The 18,125-nt window shown below is 71.2% G+C and carries 18 protein-coding genes; 4 read left to right on the forward strand and 14 right to left on the reverse strand.

Annotated features, from left to right (window positions below; translation table 11 throughout):
- Positions 1–43: 43 nt before the first annotated feature.
- The gene (locus ACPEH2_RS11475) at positions 44–604 is read right to left on the reverse strand and encodes an acyl-CoA thioesterase (protein WP_217528454.1); all 561 of its coding nucleotides are present in this window, start codon (positions 602–604) and stop codon (positions 44–46) included.
- Between the two features lie 132 nt (positions 605–736).
- On the opposite strand from ACPEH2_RS11475, the gene ACPEH2_RS11480 reads away from it, so the two are divergent.
- A complete protein-coding gene (locus ACPEH2_RS11480) occupies positions 737–1,246 on the forward strand; it encodes a GNAT family N-acetyltransferase (protein WP_253036223.1) in 510 nt (169 codons plus the stop codon).
- 216 nt (positions 1,247–1,462) lie between these two features.
- Here ACPEH2_RS11480 and ACPEH2_RS11485 read toward each other — a convergent pair whose 3' ends face one another.
- Genes ACPEH2_RS11485 through ACPEH2_RS11495 form a run of 3 tightly spaced genes read right to left on the reverse strand, consistent with a single transcriptional unit; the run spans position 1,463 to position 4,974 of the window.
- Positions 1,463–3,184, reverse strand: a complete 1,722-nt coding sequence (locus tag ACPEH2_RS11485) for a cytochrome b/b6 domain-containing protein (protein ID WP_423718745.1) — start codon at positions 3,182–3,184, stop codon at positions 1,463–1,465.
- Between the two features lie 6 nt (positions 3,185–3,190).
- The gene (locus tag ACPEH2_RS11490; protein WP_423718746.1) at positions 3,191–4,180 is read right to left on the reverse strand and encodes an electron transfer flavoprotein subunit alpha/FixB family protein; all 990 of its coding nucleotides are present in this window, start codon (positions 4,178–4,180) and stop codon (positions 3,191–3,193) included.
- 17 nt (positions 4,181–4,197) lie between these two features.
- Positions 4,198–4,974: an electron transfer flavoprotein subunit beta/FixA family protein gene (locus tag ACPEH2_RS11495; protein ID WP_363379580.1), complete on the reverse strand. Its 777-nt coding sequence runs from the start codon at positions 4,972–4,974 to the stop codon at positions 4,198–4,200.
- A gap of 416 nt (positions 4,975–5,390) precedes the next feature.
- Between ACPEH2_RS11495 and ACPEH2_RS11500 the strand changes: the two genes are divergently transcribed.
- A complete protein-coding gene (locus tag ACPEH2_RS11500; protein WP_423718747.1) occupies positions 5,391–6,806 on the forward strand; it encodes a DUF222 domain-containing protein in 1,416 nt (471 codons plus the stop codon).
- Between the two features lie 190 nt (positions 6,807–6,996).
- Here the strand turns inward: ACPEH2_RS11500 and ACPEH2_RS11505 are convergent, their stop codons facing one another.
- From ACPEH2_RS11505 to ACPEH2_RS11540, 8 genes are all read right to left on the reverse strand, one after another.
- Entirely contained in the window at positions 6,997–7,401 is a 405-nt protein-coding gene (locus ACPEH2_RS11505) for a RidA family protein (protein ID WP_423718748.1), read from the reverse strand.
- Positions 7,398–8,174 carry an enoyl-CoA hydratase-related protein gene (locus ACPEH2_RS11510; RefSeq protein ID WP_423718749.1) on the reverse strand — a complete coding sequence of 259 codons (777 nt, stop codon included), beginning with the start codon at positions 8,172–8,174 and terminating at the stop codon, positions 7,398–7,400. Before ACPEH2_RS11510 ends, ACPEH2_RS11505 begins: the two co-directional genes overlap by 4 nt.
- Positions 8,175–8,479: 305 nt before the next feature.
- On the reverse strand, positions 8,480–9,667 hold the full coding sequence (locus ACPEH2_RS11515) for a thiolase family protein (RefSeq protein WP_423718750.1): 1,188 nt from the start codon (positions 9,665–9,667) through the stop codon (positions 8,480–8,482).
- Positions 9,664–10,854, reverse strand: a complete 1,191-nt coding sequence (locus ACPEH2_RS11520; protein WP_217532483.1) for a bifunctional 2-methylcitrate synthase/citrate synthase — start codon at positions 10,852–10,854, stop codon at positions 9,664–9,666. Before ACPEH2_RS11520 ends, ACPEH2_RS11515 begins: the two co-directional genes overlap by 4 nt.
- Before the next feature lie 22 nt (positions 10,855–10,876).
- Positions 10,877–11,776, reverse strand: a complete 900-nt coding sequence (prpB, locus tag ACPEH2_RS11525) for a methylisocitrate lyase (RefSeq protein ID WP_423718751.1) — start codon at positions 11,774–11,776, stop codon at positions 10,877–10,879.
- 160 nt (positions 11,777–11,936) lie between these two features.
- Positions 11,937–13,463, reverse strand: a complete 1,527-nt coding sequence (locus ACPEH2_RS11530; RefSeq protein WP_423718752.1) for an MmgE/PrpD family protein — start codon at positions 13,461–13,463, stop codon at positions 11,937–11,939.
- The gene (locus tag ACPEH2_RS11535) at positions 13,460–14,131 is read right to left on the reverse strand and encodes a GntR family transcriptional regulator (RefSeq protein ID WP_423718753.1); all 672 of its coding nucleotides are present in this window, start codon (positions 14,129–14,131) and stop codon (positions 13,460–13,462) included. The genes ACPEH2_RS11530 and ACPEH2_RS11535 overlap by 4 nt, the downstream gene beginning before the upstream one ends.
- A gap of 57 nt (positions 14,132–14,188) precedes the next feature.
- Positions 14,189–14,797, reverse strand: a complete 609-nt coding sequence (locus ACPEH2_RS11540; protein WP_423718754.1) for a TetR/AcrR family transcriptional regulator — start codon at positions 14,795–14,797, stop codon at positions 14,189–14,191.
- 68 nt (positions 14,798–14,865) lie between these two features.
- On the opposite strand from ACPEH2_RS11540, the gene ACPEH2_RS11545 reads away from it, so the two are divergent.
- The gene (locus ACPEH2_RS11545) at positions 14,866–15,843 is read left to right on the forward strand and encodes a zinc-binding dehydrogenase (RefSeq protein ID WP_423718755.1); all 978 of its coding nucleotides are present in this window, start codon (positions 14,866–14,868) and stop codon (positions 15,841–15,843) included.
- Between the two features lie 49 nt (positions 15,844–15,892).
- On the forward strand, positions 15,893–16,426 hold the full coding sequence (locus ACPEH2_RS11550) for a ribonuclease H family protein (protein WP_217532471.1): 534 nt from the start codon (positions 15,893–15,895) through the stop codon (positions 16,424–16,426).
- A gap of 109 nt (positions 16,427–16,535) precedes the next feature.
- On the opposite strand, the gene ACPEH2_RS11555 is transcribed toward ACPEH2_RS11550, so the two are convergent.
- Positions 16,536–17,015: an NUDIX domain-containing protein gene (locus ACPEH2_RS11555; RefSeq protein WP_423718756.1), complete on the reverse strand. Its 480-nt coding sequence runs from the start codon at positions 17,013–17,015 to the stop codon at positions 16,536–16,538.
- Between the two features lie 16 nt (positions 17,016–17,031).
- On the reverse strand, positions 17,032–18,045 hold the full coding sequence (locus ACPEH2_RS11560; protein ID WP_423718757.1) for an aldo/keto reductase family protein: 1,014 nt from the start codon (positions 18,043–18,045) through the stop codon (positions 17,032–17,034).
- Positions 18,046–18,125: the final 80 nt, after the last annotated feature.

Here is an 18,125-nt window from a genome sequence, read left to right on the forward strand (position 1 = left end):
ACGCTCAGCCTATGTGCGCCTCCGGCCGCCGGGGCGGGACACGCTAGGGCCAGATACTGGGCGCCTCGGCACGGGTCGAGGGAAGAGCGGATGCCGCGGCCCAGTCGTGGATCCACTGCGGGATCTCGGGCAGGGTGTCCGGCCGGTGGAGCGCGTCGAACAGCTCCTCGAGCGGCACGATGCCGCCGGTCTTGCGCAGGAACCGGACACGCAGGACCATCTCGGCGTAGATCTCACCGTCGACGACGGCGCGGTGCATCTGGAAGACCGACTTGTCGTCGTGGCCGATGATCCGCGTCTCGACCGTGAAGCGCTGCCACAGCTGCAGGGACTTGCGGAACGTGACCGTCTCGCTCGCGACGACGCCGTACCAGCCGCGCTCGTCCATCGTCTGCCAGATGCCGGTGCGGGTGAGCAGGTCGAACCGGCCGAGGTCGAACAGCGAGGCGTAGCGCCCGTTGTTCATGTGGCCGAGCAGGTCGATGTCGGTCGGCAGGGTCCGCAGCCGGATCCGGCCCACCGCGTCGGGCGGGAGGGGCCCGCGGCGGCGGTACAGCACCCGCGCGCGCATCAGGGTCAGCAGGGTCCGCCACCACACGTTCACGAGCGGCGAGCCTAGTCAGGGTCACACGTACAGTGCGGCATCCGTTGTCGCTCTCCGACAGTCGACGGGCCGTGCGCGCGGGGGCGACCCTGTCGATTTCACGATCCGTCGGCCCGTGCGTAGAGTCTGGCCATGGACCCCGAACTCCAGACCGACATCGTCGTCCGTCCCGTTCGCGATGTGGATGCCGAAGCCCTCGGTCGCGTGCATGCGATGTGCTGGCACGAGACCTACGACCACCTCATCAGCAAGGCCGCGCTCGAGAACGTGTCGGCCCGCCGCCTCGCCGAGCTGTGGACACACTGGGCCCAGCAGGGTCCCGATTTCCGCATGGTCGCCGCTCTCGTCGGCGGCGAGATCGTGGGATTCGCCGGGTCCGGCCCCGCCCGCGACCGCGACGCGCCCCGCAACCGCGAGCTCTACTTCATCTACCTGCTCGACGCGTGGCACGGCACCGGCATCGGCCAGCGCCTGTTCGACGCCGTCGTCCCGGACGATGACACCGAGCTGTACCTGTGGGTCGCCGAGGACAACCCCCGCGCCCACCGCTTCTACACCCGCAACGGGTTCGCCCTCGACGGGGCGAGCCACACCGAACCCTTCCTCGGCGAGACGCTGACGGAAGTCCGCTTCGTGCGCTGACGCACGCTCGGAGACTCGACGGCGCGGCATCCCGTTTCGGATGCCGCGCCGTCGGCCGATTCGGGGGGGTGAGGGTCGGGGGCCGTGACGTCCCCGGGGGGTGGCCTGACGTCTGCACGATCGCCGGGGCTGGGGTGAACTCGCGCGCCGGTTCCGGGCCACACGCGCACCTCGCGTCGTGCATCCGTCACCGGTGCGACGCCGCGCGGCGCGGGCTCAGCGGCTCTTGACCTCGCCGAACAGGCGGGCGATCGGGGCGACGACGAGCGGGCGCATCGCGACGTAGGCCGCGACGATGACCGCGATCGACAGGGCGAAGAGCCAGAAGCCGGTCCAGTTGTCGGCGTAGGCGTCCGGATCGGTCGATCCCTGCGCCGCGTACATGTGGTTCAGGTTGCGCAGCGCCCCGGTCGAGAGCACCAGCAGAACATGGACGGCGATGAAGGCGACGAAGTAGAGCATCGTCGGGAAGTGCAGCTTGCGAGCCCACTCGACGGGGTAGACGCGGTTCAGCGTCGCCGCCTGCTTCGGCCACATCGCACTCATCCGGTATCCGGTGAGCGCGGCGACGGGTGCGGCGATGAAGATCGTCGTGAAGTAGGCGAGCTGCTGCAGCGCGTTGTAGTTGACCCACCCGTTCTCGGTCGGCCAGTCGAGGGAGACGTACTGCAGAGCGGCGGACAGCGCGTTCGGGAACACCTCCCACGACGTCGGGATCACCCGCATCCACTGACCGGTCGCGAAGAGCAGGACGACGAAGATCAGGCCGTTGGCCAGCCACAGGATGTCGAGGGCCTGGTGCAGCCAGAGCGTGAGGCTCATGCGGCGCTTGCGGTCCTTCTTGGAGATCCACATGGCGGCCGGGCGCTTCTCGGAGCGGACCTGCAGGCCGGTGCGGATGATCAGCACCATGAAGAACGCGTTGAGGAAGTGCGACCAGTTCAGCCAGGCGGGGAACCCGACGGGCGCACCCTCGGGCAGGTGGTACTCGCCGGGGTAAGTGGCGAGGAAGTCCTGCAACGGTTCGAGGCTGAGGATCCAGCGCACCGCGAGCACCGCCATCGCCGCGACGTAGAGGATCGCACCTCCCCCGAGGACGACGACTCCCGCCCACTGCCCCTTCGTGAACGGACCGATGCGCGCGGGTTCCGGCCGGGGCGCGGGACGGCGGGCGACGCCCGCGTGCGCGAGCGGACGTTCGTGGAGCGGGGGGCGCGGGGCGTCGGGGGTGGGCTCCGGCTCGGGCGCCGGCGCTGGCTCGGGTGCGGGGGCGCGCTCCAAGGACGCCGAGACTGCAGGCTCGCGCCGAGACTGCGGCGCGAGATCGCTGTCTCGGCCGCCACGTGCAGTCTCGCGGAAAGAGGGCGGGGCGGGCGTGGTCTCGGCGGGAGGCCAGGCATCGCCGCCGACGGCGCGCGGAAGGCCGCGGCGGACCGCGCCGGTCGCGGGGACGGATGCGGCGACGGGCGCGCTCTCGGGGGTCGCCGGCCGCGGGTCGTCGGCGGGGTGGGGCGCTGATGCCGCCGCGGATGCGGTTGCGTCCGAGTCCGGGCGACGCTCGGCCTGTGCTGCGCTTTCGGCCGGCGCCGGGCCGGTGGATGCGGGGGGCCAGGGCTCGCCGCCGGGGGTTCGCGGCAGTCCGCGTCGTGTCGCGGTCGCGGGGGTCGAGGCGTGGTGCGAGGCGACCGCATCCTCCGTTGTCGTCGACCCGGAAGCCCATGTCGCGGACTCAGCCGACGCTGTCGTCGCGGAGTCGGCGCGCGGCGCCACCTCGTCGGGGACCGAAGCCGTGCCCGCATCGGCGAGCTGAGCCGCGGCTGCATCGGCGACCGGTGCCGCGGCTGCGTCGGCGACCGGAGCCGACCCGGCGGGCGGCCAGGGGTCGCCGCCGGAGACGCGCGGGAGCCCCCGACGCACGGAACGCGCGTATGTCGCCATCCGCTCCTACTTCTTCCCCGCCTCGAGCGCCGCGATCAGCTGCGGCACGACGGTGAACAGGTCCCCGACGACACCGAAGTCGGCGATGTCGAAGATCGGTGCGTCTCCATCTTTGTTCACCGCGACGATCGTCTTCGCCGTCTGCATGCCCGCCTTGTGCTGGATGGCGCCCGAGATGCCGAGAGCGATATACAGCTGCGGCGACACCGAGACACCGGTCTGGCCGACCTGGTACGAGTAGGGGACGTAGCCCGCGTCGACCGCGGCGCGCGAAGCTCCGACCGCTGCGCCGAGCACGTCGGCGAGCTGTTCGACAAGGGCGAACTGCTCCGCCGAGCCGAGGCCGCGTCCGCCCGAGACGACCTTCGCGGCGCCGCGCAGCTCGGGACGGCTCGAGACGGCGACCGCCTCGTCGAATCCGGTGATGGTCGCGGCGGGAGCGCCCGAGGCGGCGACCTCGAGAGGCGCGACGGCCGGCGCGTCGACCGCGGTGCCCCGGGCGTCGACGGATCCCTGGCGCAGGGTGACGACGAGCGGGCCGTAGGTCGCGGCGGCGGTCACGTTGTAGGCGCCGCCGTAGACGGAGTGGTGCGCGAGCACGCCCTCGTCGTCGCGCGAGACGCCGACGGCGTCGGCGCAGAGGGCGGCCGAGGTGCGCGCCGCGAGGCGGCCCGCGACATCCCGACCCTCGATCGAGTTCGACACGAGGATCGCGTCGGGCTGCACGAGAGCGGATGCCGCGGCCACCGCGTCGACGACGGGCACGGTCAGTGCCGTGTCGGCGCCGCCGAGGCCCGCGGTGAGCACGGTGGTCGCGCCGAGGGCGCCGGCTGCGGAGGCCAGGTCGCCGTGGCGGGACTCGTCGGCGACGATCACGGCGACGGGGGTGCCGATCGAGGCGGCGGCGCCGAGGAGTCCGGCCGCCGAGGCGGCGAGGTCGCCGGCGGGGGTCACGTCGAGCCAGACGAGGACGGAGTCGGGGGCGAAGTCGGTCACGGTGGTCTCCTCGGTGCTCACGCCAGGCGGTTCTCGATGAGGAACGCCGCGAGCTTCTCGCCGGCATCCCCCTCGTCGATGATCTTCGTGCCTGCCTGGCGGGGCGGCTTCTGCGCGACGGCGGTCATGATCGACTGCGGAGCGGATGCCGGGTCGACGTCGACGTCGAGATCGGCGAGGGAGAGGGTCTCGAAGGGCTTCTTCTTCGCCGCCATGATGCCCTTGAAGTTGGCGAAGCGGGCGTCGGGGAGTGCTTCGGTGATCGAAATGACGGCGGGGAGCGCAGCCGTGACCGAGGCGGTGCCGAAGTCGGTGGCGCGGGTGCCGCTGACGGTGTCGGCGGAGATCTCGACGGCCGAGAGGGCGGTCGCCTGGGGCACACCGAGGTGCTCGGCGAGCATCGCCGGCAGGACGCCCCCGGAGCCGTCGGTCGACAGGTTGCCGGTGATGACGAGGTCGAATCCGGTGCGGCGGAGTGCGGCGGCGAGGACCCGCGCGGTCACGCCGAGGTCGGCGCCGCGCAGGGCGTCGTCGGTGATCTGGACGGCGGAGTGAGCCCCCATCGCGAGACCCTTGCGAAGGGAGGCGGCCGCGGCATCCGATGCCATCGTCATCACGACGACCTCCGTGCCCTCGTTCGCCTCGGAGTAGGTGAGGGCGGCTTCGAGCGCACGCTCCCCGATCTCGTCGAGCACGCGCTCGGACGCGTCGCGCGCAGCGAGCCCGGTCTCGAGGTCGAGCGTGCGATCACCCCAGGTGTCCGGCACTTCTTTCAGCAGGACGACGATCTTCATTGACTCCTCCTCGGCATCGTGTCGAGTCTACGGTCGGGGCCGGGGTGGATGCCGCGCGCGGGCGCGGTGCGGTGGGCGCGAGGGGGTGGGCGGGGGCGGTGGGCGCGGGGCGCGGTGCGGTGGGCGCGGGGGCGCGGTGCGGCGGGATGGGCGCGGGGGCGCGGTGCGGCGGGATGGGCGCGGGGGGGGCGCGGCGGGGTGGGCGCGAATTCGGAGATGTGCGTCGGATTCGGATCAGGTGCGAGGTGTCGATCCGAATCTGGCGACATTCTCCGATTCCGGTCGGGGCGAGGATCGGACGTCGGGTGGCGCCCTCGCCACGGATGAGAGGACTCTCATTTTCTGGGTGTGCATAACGTGTGTTCTGGGCCCGTTTTGCCGGGGTGGATGTCGGTGGCCAGTGGCAGAGTGCAGGTATGACGGATGCGGCGGAAACCCCCGGTGGCGAGGACTATCTCGCCACCTTGGCGGGGGTCGTTGCGGACGTCGATTCCGCGGCCCGGCGGATCGCTGCCGCGCAGATCGAGGAACTGCGCGCGCTGGCCGCGGCGGGGCGGTTGGCCGAAGCGCAGATCGCGCAACGCAACGCCCGCGTGCAGGTCCACGACATGGCGTTGCGGTCTATCGCGGCGGAGGTCGGCGGAGTCATGCGGGTCACCGATCGGACCGTGCAACGCCGGATCGGTGAGGCGCGGACGTTGATCGAAGGGTTCCCCGCGACCGTCGAGGCGTGGGAGCAGGGCCGGATTGTTCGGGGCCACGCGATCGCGATCGTCGAGACCGGGACGAGTCTGCCGGCAGAGATGTGGGCGGAGTTCGAACAGGTCGCGATCACCCGGTGCGAACGGGACACCCCCAACCGTGTGCGGGGAGAGTTGGAGATCCTCGCCCACCGGATGCACCCACGCTCGTTCGCGGAACGGCACGAGGAAGCCGCCGCGACGCGGTGCGTCCGGATCGTGCCCGGACGAGACGGGATGTCCGACGTCGTCGCAACCGTCCCGACGGTGATCGCCGAAGGGATTCACGACCGGCTCACGCAGCAAGCTAGGGCGATCATCGACACCCGCGACGAACGCATCGCTGGGCGCGGAGGTGTCGGCGTCGCATTCGGCGAAGCCGTCACGACGCACAGCGACAGCGACAGCGACAGCGACAGCGACAGCGAGGACGCTGGCGCAATCGTCGCCACCGACAACCGCTCCACCGACCAGGTCCGCGCGGACGTGTTCGCCGACCTCCTCCTCGCCGGGACACCCGCCCTCGACGACACCCGCGACACCACCGCCGGTCCCCTCGGTGCGATCCGCGCCCGCGTGCAGGTCCTCGTCCCCGCCGCCACCCTCGCCGGAGAAGACAACGGACCGTGCGACCTCGCCGGCCGGTCCGCCATCGATCCCGCGACCGCCCGCAGCCTCGCCGGCGCCACCCACATCTGGGAGCGCCTGTTCCACGACCCCACCACCGGGGTCACCGTCGCAACCGACTCCTACCGTGTCCCGTCCAGGATGCGACGGTTCCTGCAAGCCCGCGACCAGCACTGCCGGTTCCCCGGATGCCGCGTCGCGGCGATCCGGTGTGAGGTCGATCACACCCACGACCACGCCCTCGGCGGGCGCACGGAACTGTCGAACCTCGCCCACCTGTGCCAACGGCATCACTCCATGAAGCAGTTCACCGCCTGGAGAGTGCGACAACTGAAGGGTGGAGTCCTGGAATGGACCTCACCCCTCGGCAGGATCTATAGAGAAGACGCACCCATTCCGGCCGTCGCCTTCACCCCTGCCGCACCACCACCGCCACCCGCAGCGACAGAGCCCGCACCGTTCTGACCCGGGGCCAGACAGGCGCGACCCAGCGCACTCGAGTCCCGATGAACGCGGGCGCACCTCAGGTAATGATCAGTGCACCACCTCGCGCAGGCACGCACGCATGCACGACGGTCAGCCGCTCTCGACATCGCCGGTGACCACCGCGACGATGTGCCGCGCGGGAACCCACCCCGACCCCGGCATCCGCCGATCAGCCGCGACGCACCGCGGCGACGACCTCGACCTCTACCAACTGGTGCGCATACCCCAGGGCGGCCACCCCCATCAGGGTGCTCGGCACGTCGTGCTCACCGAACGCCGCGCGCACGACCTCCCAGGCCGCGACCAGATCCCGCCGCTCCGACGACGCGACGAGGACCCGCGTCGAGGCGACGTCCACGGTCCCGGCACCCGCGGCATCCAACGCGACGAGCATGTTCTCGACACAGCGCCGCGCCTGCCCCGCCACATCCCCCACCGCGACCGTCGACCCGTCGTCCGCCAGCGGACAGGCCCCCGCGAGGAAGATCAGCTCCGCCCCCGGTTCAACCCGCGACGCGTACGCGTACGGCACCGCCGCCAGCGCATCCGACCGCACGAGATGCACGGCGCTCATCGGTGCCGGAACTCCGGCGCCCGCTTCTCCCGGAAGGCCGCCATGCCCTCCTTCTGATCCGCCGTGTCGAACAGCCCCGCGAACGCCTGCCGCTCGAACCGCAACCCCTCGGCGAGCGTCGACTCCAGTGCGACGTCCAACGCCGCCGTCGCCGCGTACAGCGCCGGCAGCGGCTTCGACGCGATCGTCTCGGCCGTCCGCTGCGCCTCCTCGCGCAGCTGCGCCGCGGGGACCACACGCGACACGAGCCCCGCACGATCGGCCTCCTCGGCGGTCAGCTGCCGCCCCGTCAGCACCAGCTCCGCCGCCTTGAACGACCCGATCGCTCGCACGAGACGCTGCGTGCCACCCAGCCCCGGGATCACACCCAGGTTGATCTCGGGCTGACCGAACCGCGCCGAATCCGCCGCGAGGATGATGTCGCACATCATCGCCAGCTCGCACCCACCACCCAGCGCGTAACCCGCCACCGCGGCGATCGTCGGCGTCCGCACCGCCGCGAACCGCGACCACTTGCCGAAGTGGTCGGCGAGCAGCATCTCGCTGCCGCTGAGCGCCTCCATTTCCTTGATGTCCGCTCCCGCAGCGAACGCCCGCTCACTGCCGGTCACGACGATGGCGCCGATCCCGGCATCCGCGTCGAACGCCTCCGCGGCATCCACCAGGTCGTGCATCACCTGCGCGTTCAGCGCGTTCAGCGCGTCGGGCCGGTTGAGGGTGATCCACCCGACGCGTCCGCGCGTCTCGGTGACGATGGTCTCGTAATCGGTCATGTCGACATGCTCGCAGACGGATGCCTCCACCCGCGCGACACGCTCCGTTCACCCACCGGCCACTCGGCGACACGCCCCGGACACCAACGGCGGCCGTCGTGCCCGACCCCGTCCGCACCTCCGCCGAGGGTGCCGCCCTCAGCCTCACGCCCGTCGGATCGTACGAGACCGGCGTCTTCGACGCCTCCACGCGTCCGACCCCGCACAGCTCACCAAGCTTTTCTCGATCGCCTCCGACGGCGTCGCGAACCCCGTCGCGATCCGCGAGGCAGCGGGCCTGACCCCCGGTCAGGTGCTCGCCGCGCTCAGCCGTCCCAGCGACGCAGCAGCGCGGCGAGCGCCTGACCGCCGCCGATGCACATCGTGACCACGGCGTACTCCGCACCCGTGCGCTGCAGGGTCAGCGCCGCCCGGACCGTGAGGATCGTCCCGGTCGCCCCGACCGGGTGACCGAGCGCGATCGCACCGCCGTACGGGTTCGTCCGCTCGGGATCGAGCCCGGTGTCGCGCATGACGGCGATCACCTGGGACGCGAACGCCTCGTTCAGCTCGACGCTCGCGATGTCGGCCGAGGTCAGCCCCGTCTGCGCGAAGAGCTTCTTCAGCGCGAGCGTCGGGGCGTACCCCATGATCGCGGGGTCGAGCGCGGCGGTCGTGACCGCCTCGATCGTGGCGAGCGCCGACAGCCCCTCGGCCCGCACGTCGGACTCGCGCATGAGCACGGTCGCGGCGGCGCCGTCGTTGATGCCCGAGGCGTTCCCCGCGGTGACCGTCCCGTCCGTCGTGAACGCCGGTCGCAGCCGGGCGAGCGCCTCGAGGGTCGTGTCGGGTCGCGGATGCTCGTCGGCGGTCACCTCGACCGGCCGGCGTCCGGTGGTGGTCGTCGGGGCGATCTCCTGCGCGAACGCCGCGCGGGCGGCATCCGTCGCTGCGCGTCGTTGCGACTCGACCGCGTACGCGTCCTGCTCCTCGCGCGTCACACCGAACCGCTCGGCTACCGTCTCGGCCGTCGTCCCCATGTGCTTCCCGCTGAAGGGGTCGGTGAGCATGGCGAGCGTCCCGTCGAGCAGGCGCCGGTGGCCGAGCGTCGCCCCCGACCGGGCGTCCATGTCGTAGAACGGCATCCGCGTCATGTTCTCGGCGCCGCCCGCGACGGCGACGTCGATCCCGCCCCAGCGCAGCTCCTGCGCGGCCGACCAGATCGACTGCAGACCCGACCCGCACAGCCGGTTCACCGTGAACGCGGGGGTGTCGTCGGCGAGGCCCGCCGCCAGCGCGATGCGGCGCGCGATGTAGGCGTCGCCGGCGACCTGACCGATCGTGCCGATCACGACCTCGCCCACCCGCTGCGGGTCGACTCCCGACCGGCCGAGGGCCGCCGTCACCGCCTGCGCGCCCAGCTCGTGGGCCGGGGTGTCGCGGAACGCGCCGTCGAACCGGCCGACCGGGGTGCGCGCGCCGGCGACGATCGCGATGCGCTCGGCAGAGGTCACCCCGCGGCCTCCTCCGGCCGCTCCAGCGCCTCGACCTCGGCAGCATCCGGAACGTAGCCGTCGATGTGCCGCTCGGCCGCGCCGTCGTAGGCGGACAGGGGACGGATGAGGGCGTTGGATGCCTGCTGCTCCATGATGTGCGCCGTCCACCCCGTGATCCGCGCCGCGATGAACAGCGGCGTGAAGGTGAGGGTGTCGAAGCCGATCAGGCTGTACGCGGGACCCGACGGGTAGTCGAGGTTCGGGTAGATACCCTTGCGCGAGACGAACTCGGACTCGAGGGTCTCGTACAGCTCCGCGACGTCCCGGCGGTCGTAGTGCGCGACGAGCGCGTCGAGCGCGGCCTTCATCGTCGGCACACGGGAGTCGCCGCGCTTGTAGACGCGGTGCCCGAAGCCCATGATCTTGCGCTTGGCGGCGAGGGCCTCGTCGAGCCACGGCACGACCGCGTCGGCCGCGCCGATCTCGTCGAAGATGTGCATGACGGCCTCGTTCGCACCGCCGTGCAGCGGTCCCTTGAGGGCACCGATCGCACCCACGACCGAGGAGTACAGGTCGCTGAGGGTCGAGGCGATCACGCGCGCCGTGAAGGTCGAGGCGTTGAACGAGTGCTCGGCATAGAGGATCATCGAGCGGTTGAAAGCGTCGACGACGACCTCGTCGGGCTCCTCGCCGAATGTCATCCAGAGGAAGTTCGCAGCGTACCCGAGGTCCTCGCGCGGCTCGACGATCTCCTCGCCGCGGCGGCGTCGCTGGCCGTACGCGACGACCGCGGGCAGGATCGCGAAGAGGCGGATGCTGCGGTCCAGGTTCTCGGCCGGGGTGCCCGCGGCATCCAACACATTCGCGATCCCCGCGGTCTCGAACGCCCCGAGCACGCTCACGACCGTCCGGGCCTCGTCCATCGGATGCGCCGAGACCGGCATCGCGTCGATGAAGGAGCGGATGTCGGCGGGCAGCGCGCGGTTCGCGCGCTCGACCGCCTGCAGCTCGGCGAGCTGGTCGGCCGTCGGCAGCTCGCCGTGCCACAGCAGGTAGGCGACCGCCTCGAACGACTGCGTCGCGGCGAGCTCCTGCACGGGGTAGCCGCGGTAGAGCAGCGAGTTCGTCTCGGGGTTGACCTTGCTGATCGAGGTCGTGTCGGCGTAGACGCCGGCGAGACCCTTCTTGATGTCGGGGTCGGTCATGCTCGCTCCTGTTCCTCGACCGTCAGCGGTCGATCCGGAAGGTGAAGACGTTGGTGTCGAAGTGGTTGTACGACTCGTAGTCGATGAGGTCGTACAGGTCGGCGCGGTGCTGCATCTCGCCGAGCCGGGACGTGAGGTGCCCCTGGTCGATCAGCGTATCGAGCGCACGCTCGGCCGCGCCCATCGCCATCCGCAGGAGCGACACCGGCCAGATGACGATGTTCACCCCGACGTCCCGCAACTGGTCGACCGTGAACAGGTCGCTCTTGCCGAACTCGGTCATGTTCGCGAGGATCGGCACGTCGACCGCCTCGCGCACCGCCGCGAACTCCTCGAGGGTGCGCATGGCTTCGGGGAAGATCGCATCGGCGCCCGCGTCCACCAGCTTGCGCGCGCGGTCGGTCGCGGCATCCAGTCCTTCGACGGCGCGGATGTCGGTGCGCGCCATCACGAGGAAGTTCGGGTCGCGGCGCGCGTCGACCGCGGCGCGGATGCGCTTGAGCGCCGTGTCCTCGTCGACGACCGCCTTGCCGTCGAGGTGGCCGCAGCGCTTGGGGTTGACCTGGTCCTCGATGTGCGCGCCGGCGATGCCGGCGTCCTCGAGGGTCTGGATCGTCCGCGCCACGTTCATCGGCTCACCGAAGCCCGTGTCGGCGTCGATGATCGCGGGCAGCTCGGTCGTCCGGGCGATCTGCTGCCCGCGCGCGGCGACCTCGGTGAGCGTCGTCAGTCCGATGTCGGGGAGCCCAAGATCGGCCGAGAGCACGGCTCCCGAGATGTAGACGCCCTCGAACCCCTTCCGCTCGATCAGCCGCGCCGACAGCGGGTTGAAGGCGCCGGGGAACCGCAGCAGCTCCCCCGAGGCGAGCCGCTCCCGGAACAGGCGGCGCTTCTCGTGCGCCGGCGTCTGCGCGTACAGCATCAGCAGGTCCCTCTCTCGATGCGACCGCGTTCCGAATTCAGCCCCGACGGATGCCGGGGGTCGCCGCCCGCCCCGGATTCACGCGGCTCCGCTCCCCCACGCCGATCCTTCCCGGCCAGCAGGGACTGAATACCGAACGCCCGGCCGACGACACTCTCCATCAGAACAACCCCGTCGGCGCGGGTGCGCTCTCGAGGACGCCGGGCGCCGCGACGAAGTCGAGCTGCCGCACCTCCTCGGCGGTCAGCTCGGGCAGGCGCTGCACGAGCGCGAGGAACCGCTCGATCTCGGCGGGCTCGAGCACGGGCTCGGCCAGCAGGCGGAACTTGCGGATGTAGTCCTCGCGGGCGAACGGCCGGGCACCCAGCGGGTGGGCGTCGGCCACGGCGATCTCGTCGACGACGGTGGAGCCGTGGGCGAGGGTGATCTCGACGCGACCGCCGAACGCCTTCTCGGCGGGGTCCTCCGAGTGGTAGCGGCGCGTCCACTCGGCATCCTCGGCGGTCGTGACCTTGTGCCACAGGGCGACGGTGTCGGGGCGGCCGGCGCGCTCGGGCGTGTACGAGTCGACGTGGTGCCAGCCGCCGTCCTGCAGCGCGACCGCGAAGATGTACGGGATCGAGTGGTCGAGCGTCTCGCGGGATGCCGCGGGGTCGTACTTCTGCGGGTCGCCGGCGCCCGAGCCGATGACGTAGTGCGTGTGGTGGCTCGTGTGCAGGACGATCGAGGCGATGTTCGCGGGGTCGCGCAGCTCGGGCCGCTCGGTGCCGAGCCTGCGGGCGAGGTCGATCCACGCCTGCGCCTGGTACTCGGCCGAGTGCTCCTTCGTGTACGTGTCGAGGATGCCGCGCTTCGGCTCGCCGGCGGCGGGGAGCGGCACGTCGTAGGCGGCGTCCTTGCCGTCGAGGAGCCACGCGATGACGCCGTCCTCGCCTTCGTAGATCGGGGACGGCGAGGTCTCGCCGCGCATCGCGCGGTCGACGGCTTCGACCGCCATCTTTCCGGCGAAGGCGGGGGCGTGCGCCTTCCACGTCGAGATCTCGCCCTTCCGCGACTGCCGGGTCGCAGTGGTGGTGTGGAGCGCCTGGGCGACGGCCTGGGAGATCGTGTCGACATCGAGGCCGAGGAGGGTTCCGATGCCGGCTGCGGCCGACGGGCCGAGGTGCGCGACGTGATCGATCTTGTGCTTGTGCAGGCTGATCGCCCGGACGAGGTCGACCTGGATCTCGTACCCGGTCGCGAGCCCGCGGACCAGGGCTGCCCCGTCGGCGCCGACGTGCTGCGCGACCGCGAGGATCGCGGGGATGTTGTCGCCCGGGTGCGAATACTCCGCCGCCAGGAACGTGTCGTGGTAGTCGAGTTCGCGGACGGCGACGCCGTTGGCCCACGCCGCCCACTCCGGGCTCGTACGGGTCTCGTTCGACACGCCGAACACCGTGCCGCCGTAGCCGCCCGTCGACACCGGGTGCGACAGCGCCTGCGAACGGGCTGCGCTGACGGGACGACGGGTGAGGGATGCCGCGGCCACCGCCGCGTTGTCGATGACCCGGTTCACGATCATGTCGACGACGTCGTCCTCGACGGCGACCGGGTCGACGGCGACCTGGGCGATCTTGTGGGCGAGCTGCTCTTCGCGGGGCAGCGGTTCGTCGCTGCGGTACACGCGGACGTGGTGGGTGACGGTCATGTCGTTTCCTCCGGGGTGTCGGACAGGGAGTCGAGGATCGAGGCGAGCGCGTTGTGCAGGTGCACATGCGTCGCGTGGGCGGCGAGGTCGCCGTCGCCGGCGGCGATCGCGCCCGCGATGAGGCGGTGCTCGGCGACCGAGGCGGCGAGGCGTTCGGGGTTGTCGCGAGCCAGGCGCCGCACGCGCACGAGGTGAGTGCGGACGGTGCGCAGCGCCGAGGTGAGGTAGTCGTTGCGGACGGCGACGTCGAGTTCGGCGTCGAAGCGGGCGATGAGCGCGTAGTAGGCGTCGGCGTCGGATGCCGCTCCGCCCGACGCCTGCGTCGCTGCGAACTCGGCGGCGAGCGCAGCGAAGACGGCACGATCGCCCGCTCGGGCCGCCAACCGGGCCGCGGTCTCCTCGAGCGCGCGGCGCACGGCGAAGAGGGCCTCGATATCGGAGGCGTCGATGCCGGCGACGACGGTGACCCGCGGGGACGCCTGCTCGACGAGCCCGTCGGCGGCGAGTCGGCGGAGTGCCTCGCGGAGCGGCGTCCGGCTCACGCCGAGTCGTGCGGCCTGCTCGACCTCGGCCAGAACGGCCCCGGGAGGCAGCGCCCCGTCCTGGATCTCGCGCAGCAGCGTCTCGTACGCGCGGACCCCGGCGTACCGCGCGGGTGCATCCGTCATGATCTCAGTGTATGCACAGTGGGCCTAATCGTGGGCGAAAGAGAGAAGATCCCCGCCTTATGTATACACAGGCGTCACGCCGACATCCCACGACGCGACAGCGGTGAGGACCGCGCCGAGGCTGCGATCAGCGGCATCCGGATCCACCCTCGCCACGGCGAGCGCGGCGATCACCAGCGACGCACAGACCTCCGAGAGAGCCGCGCGCGAGGCTGCCGAGATCTCCGGCCGCGCGGAATCCACACCCGCGGCGATCGCTATACGGAGCTCATCGGTGTACGCCGTGACGAGCGCGCGCACGTCGGGGTCGTCGTCGACGACGGGCGCGCACGCGGCGTTGAGCAGCAGGCATCCCGCCTGCGCCCGTGGTGTGCCGCTCGCGATCGCGCGCCGCATCTCGGCGACGTAGTGCTCGAGCGCGTCGGGACCGGCATCCGATCGCTGCAGACGGCCGATGCGGGAGCGCACGACCTCGTCGAGGTACCGCGCGACGACGGCCTCGAACAGACCCTTCTTGCTGCCGAACGCGTGGTACAGGCTCGAGCGCTTGAGCCCCGTCGCCGCTTCGAGTTCCGCCACACCGGTCTCGGCGTACCCGCGCGCCCAGAAGACGTCGCGCGCAGCGCGGACGACGTCGTCGCGGTCGAATGTCGCCGTGCGTCCCATGGATGCCCCTCTCAGCCGTCGGTACTATATTAGACCGATCGTTACAAAATGACGCCTTGGAGGAGAACATGCGCGCAGTCACCCACCCCGTCTTCGGCGAACCGGCCGACGTCCTCGAGACCACGGAGCTCCCCGACCCCACCCCCGGTGCGGGAGAGGTCCGGGTGCGGCTGCTCGCCTCGCCGGTCCACAACCACGACCTGTGGACCATCCGCGGCACCTACGGCTTCAAGCCGGAACTCCCCGCCCGTTCGGGCACCGAGGCCGTCGGCGTCGTCGAGGAGCTCGGTGAGGGCGTCGAGAACCTGCAGGTCGGCCAGCGCATCGCCACCGGCGGCACCTTCGGCGTGTGGGCCGAGCAGTTCATCGCCCGCGCCGCGACTCTCATCCGCGTTCCCGAGGGCCTTCCCGACGAGCAGGCCGCACAGCTCGTCTCCATGCCGTTCAGCGCCATCAGCCTCATCGACTTCCTCGACGTGAAGCCGGGCGACTGGATCGTGCAGAACGCCGCGAACGGCGCCGTCGGCCGCATGGTCGCGCAGATGGGTCGCGCCCGCGGCCTCAACATCCTCGGCCTCGTCCGCCGCAGCGCCGCCGTCACCGAGCTCGCCGAGCAGGGCATCGACCGCGTCGTCGCCGTCGACACCGACGACTGGCGCGACAAGGTCGCCGAGATCACCGGCGGCGCCCCCATCATCGCCGGCGTCGACTCCGTCGGCGGCGAGTCGAGCGGTCACGTCCTCTCGCTCCTCGGCGAGAACGCCACGCTCGTCGTCTTCGGCGCGATGGACGCTCCCGTCATGCAGCTCGCGTCGGGCCCGGTCATCTTCCGCCACATCACGATCAAGGGCTTCTGGGGAAGCAAGGTGAGCACCGAGATGGATGCCGCCACGCGCGGCCGGCTCTTCGGCGAACTCGCCCAGCACCTCTCGTCCGGCGTCCTGACCCTGCCGGTGTCGGCGACGTTCCCACTCGAGCAGGCGCGCGACGCCGCCCGTGCGAGCCTGACCGCCGGCCGCGTCGGCAAGGTTCTGCTCCGCCCGTGATCCCCGACCCGCGCGCGGCCATCGTGCCGCGCGCGGGTAGCGTGGTCGGGTGACAGAATCCTCCCGCTATGTCGTGGCCACCGACGGCGCCTGCAAGGGCAACCCCGGACCGACGGGCTGGGCGTGGGTCGGCGAGGACGGCCACTGGGCGGCGGGCTCGATCATCCAGGGCACGAACAACGTCGGCGAGCTGATGGGCCTGCTCAAGGCGATCGAGGACCATGCGGATGTCCGCGAGCTCGTCGTGCAGGCCGACTCCAAGTACGCCATCGACACGTACGAGAAATGGATGGACGGTCACCGCCGCCGCGGCTGGAAGACGTCCACCGGCGCGCCCACGAAGAACGTCGACCTGCTCGAGCAGCTGATCACCGCGCGCGACGCTCGACGCGCCGCGGGCCTTCCCGACGTGGTCCTCGAGCACGTCCGCGGACACCGCGGTCACGTCCTCAACGAGTGGGCCGACGAGCGCGCCGTGCGCGGCGCCGAACATGCGGCATCCGGCAAGGAATCGGCGTGGTCGTCGCTCGGCGGCCTGCACGAGCGGCTCGACGTGTCCGAGGCGCCGAAGAAGAAGCGCTGACCCGCGCGCCGGTGCGGGCACGGACCGCGGAGTCTTCGCCGAGGTCGAGCTCCGCAACCGGTTCCGACCCGCGACCCCCGCGAATGCTCCGCGGTTGTTGCCGCGGCCGTCAGGTGTCCGCGGCGCTCAGCAGTTCGGCCAACCGATCGAACGCCGGCCGCTGCCCCTTCACGACCCGCTCGCGCGCGCGATCCAGCGGCATCCATTCGGCGCGGTCGACCTCGGAGAAGGATGCCGTCCGACCCGATCGCGGCGGCCACTCCATCTCGAACTCACCGAACACGAACCCCTCCGCCTCGAAGCCCGCACCGTCGGCGACGAACACCGTCACCCGCTTGCCCGACGAGTACGCGAACGTGCCGAGCTCGGCGTAGTCGGCCTCGGGAGGGGCGACGCCGAGCTCCTCGCGGAACTCCCGCTTCGCGGCATCCAACGCTTCTTCGCCGTCTTCGAGTTCACCCTTCGGGACCGACCAGGCACCCTCGTCCTTCGACGCCCAGTACGGCCCGCCCATGTGAGCGACGAACGCCGACACCCCGCCCCCACCGTCGAGACGGTAGAGCAGGATGCCGGCGCTCTGCGTGGCCACGAACGGGCGGCGCTCGTCAGATCAGACGGGACTTCGGCGAGACGGAGTACGTCTCCTCCGGGTCGGTGACCGCCACCGGCGCCAGCGCCTCGTTGATCGCGGCGTACGTGTCGTCGTCGAGCTCGATGCCCGAGGCCTTCACGGTGTCCTCGAGCTGCTCGGGACGCGACGCCCCGATGATCGCCGCGGCGATGTTCGGGTTGTGCAGCACCCACGCGAGGGCGAGCTGCGGCATCGTGATGCCCGCGCCCTCGGCGATCGGCTGCAGCTTCTGCACCGCGGTGAGGGTCTCGTCCTTCATGAAGCGCTCGATCATGTCGGATCCGCCCTTCTCGTCCGTCGCGCGCGAGCCCTCGGGCGCCGGCTGACCGGGCTGGTACTTGCCCGTCAGGACGCCCTGCGCCAGCGGCGACCAGACGATCTGCGAGATGCCGAGCTCCGCAGAGGTCGGGACGACCTTGCCCTCGATGACCCGCCACAGCGCGGAGTACTGCGGCTGGTTCGAGATGAGCTGGAAGCCGAGCTCCTTCGCCAGCGCGTGCCCGGCCCGCAGTTGCTCGGCGGTCCACTCGCTGACGCCGATGTAGAGCGCCTTGCCCTGACGGACGATGTCGGCGAAGGCCTGCATCGTCTCCTCGAGCGGGGTCTCGTAGTCGTAGCGGTGCGCCTGGTAGAGGTCGACGTAATCGGTGTTCAACCGCTTCAGCGAACCGTTGATGCCCTCGAGCAGGTGCTTGCGCGACAGACCGTGGTCGTTCGGCCCCTTGGGACCGGTCGGCCAGTAGACCTTCGTGAAGATCTCGAGGGATTCGCGGCGCTGACCCTTCAGCGCCTCGGCGAGGACGGACTCGGCCGCCGTGTTCGCGTAGGCGTCGGCGGTGTCGAACGAGGTGATGCCGAGGTCGAGGGCCTTGTGGACCGTCGCGATCGCCGCGTCGTTCTCGACCTGCGAGCCGTGGGTGAGCCAGTTGCCGTAGGTGAGTTCGGTGATCTTGAGGCCGCTGTTGCCCAGGAATCGATAGTTGACCATGCCGACGACGCTACTCTCGCGCCCCGGTCGACTCCGCGGGCCTTGACAGGGTTACGCCGCCGGCGGAATCGCCTCCGGAG

It is taken from the genome of Microbacterium sp. NPDC064942 (genome assembly GCF_049545525.1).
GTDB lineage: Bacteria > Actinomycetota > Actinomycetes > Actinomycetales > Microbacteriaceae > Microbacterium > Microbacterium gawkjiense.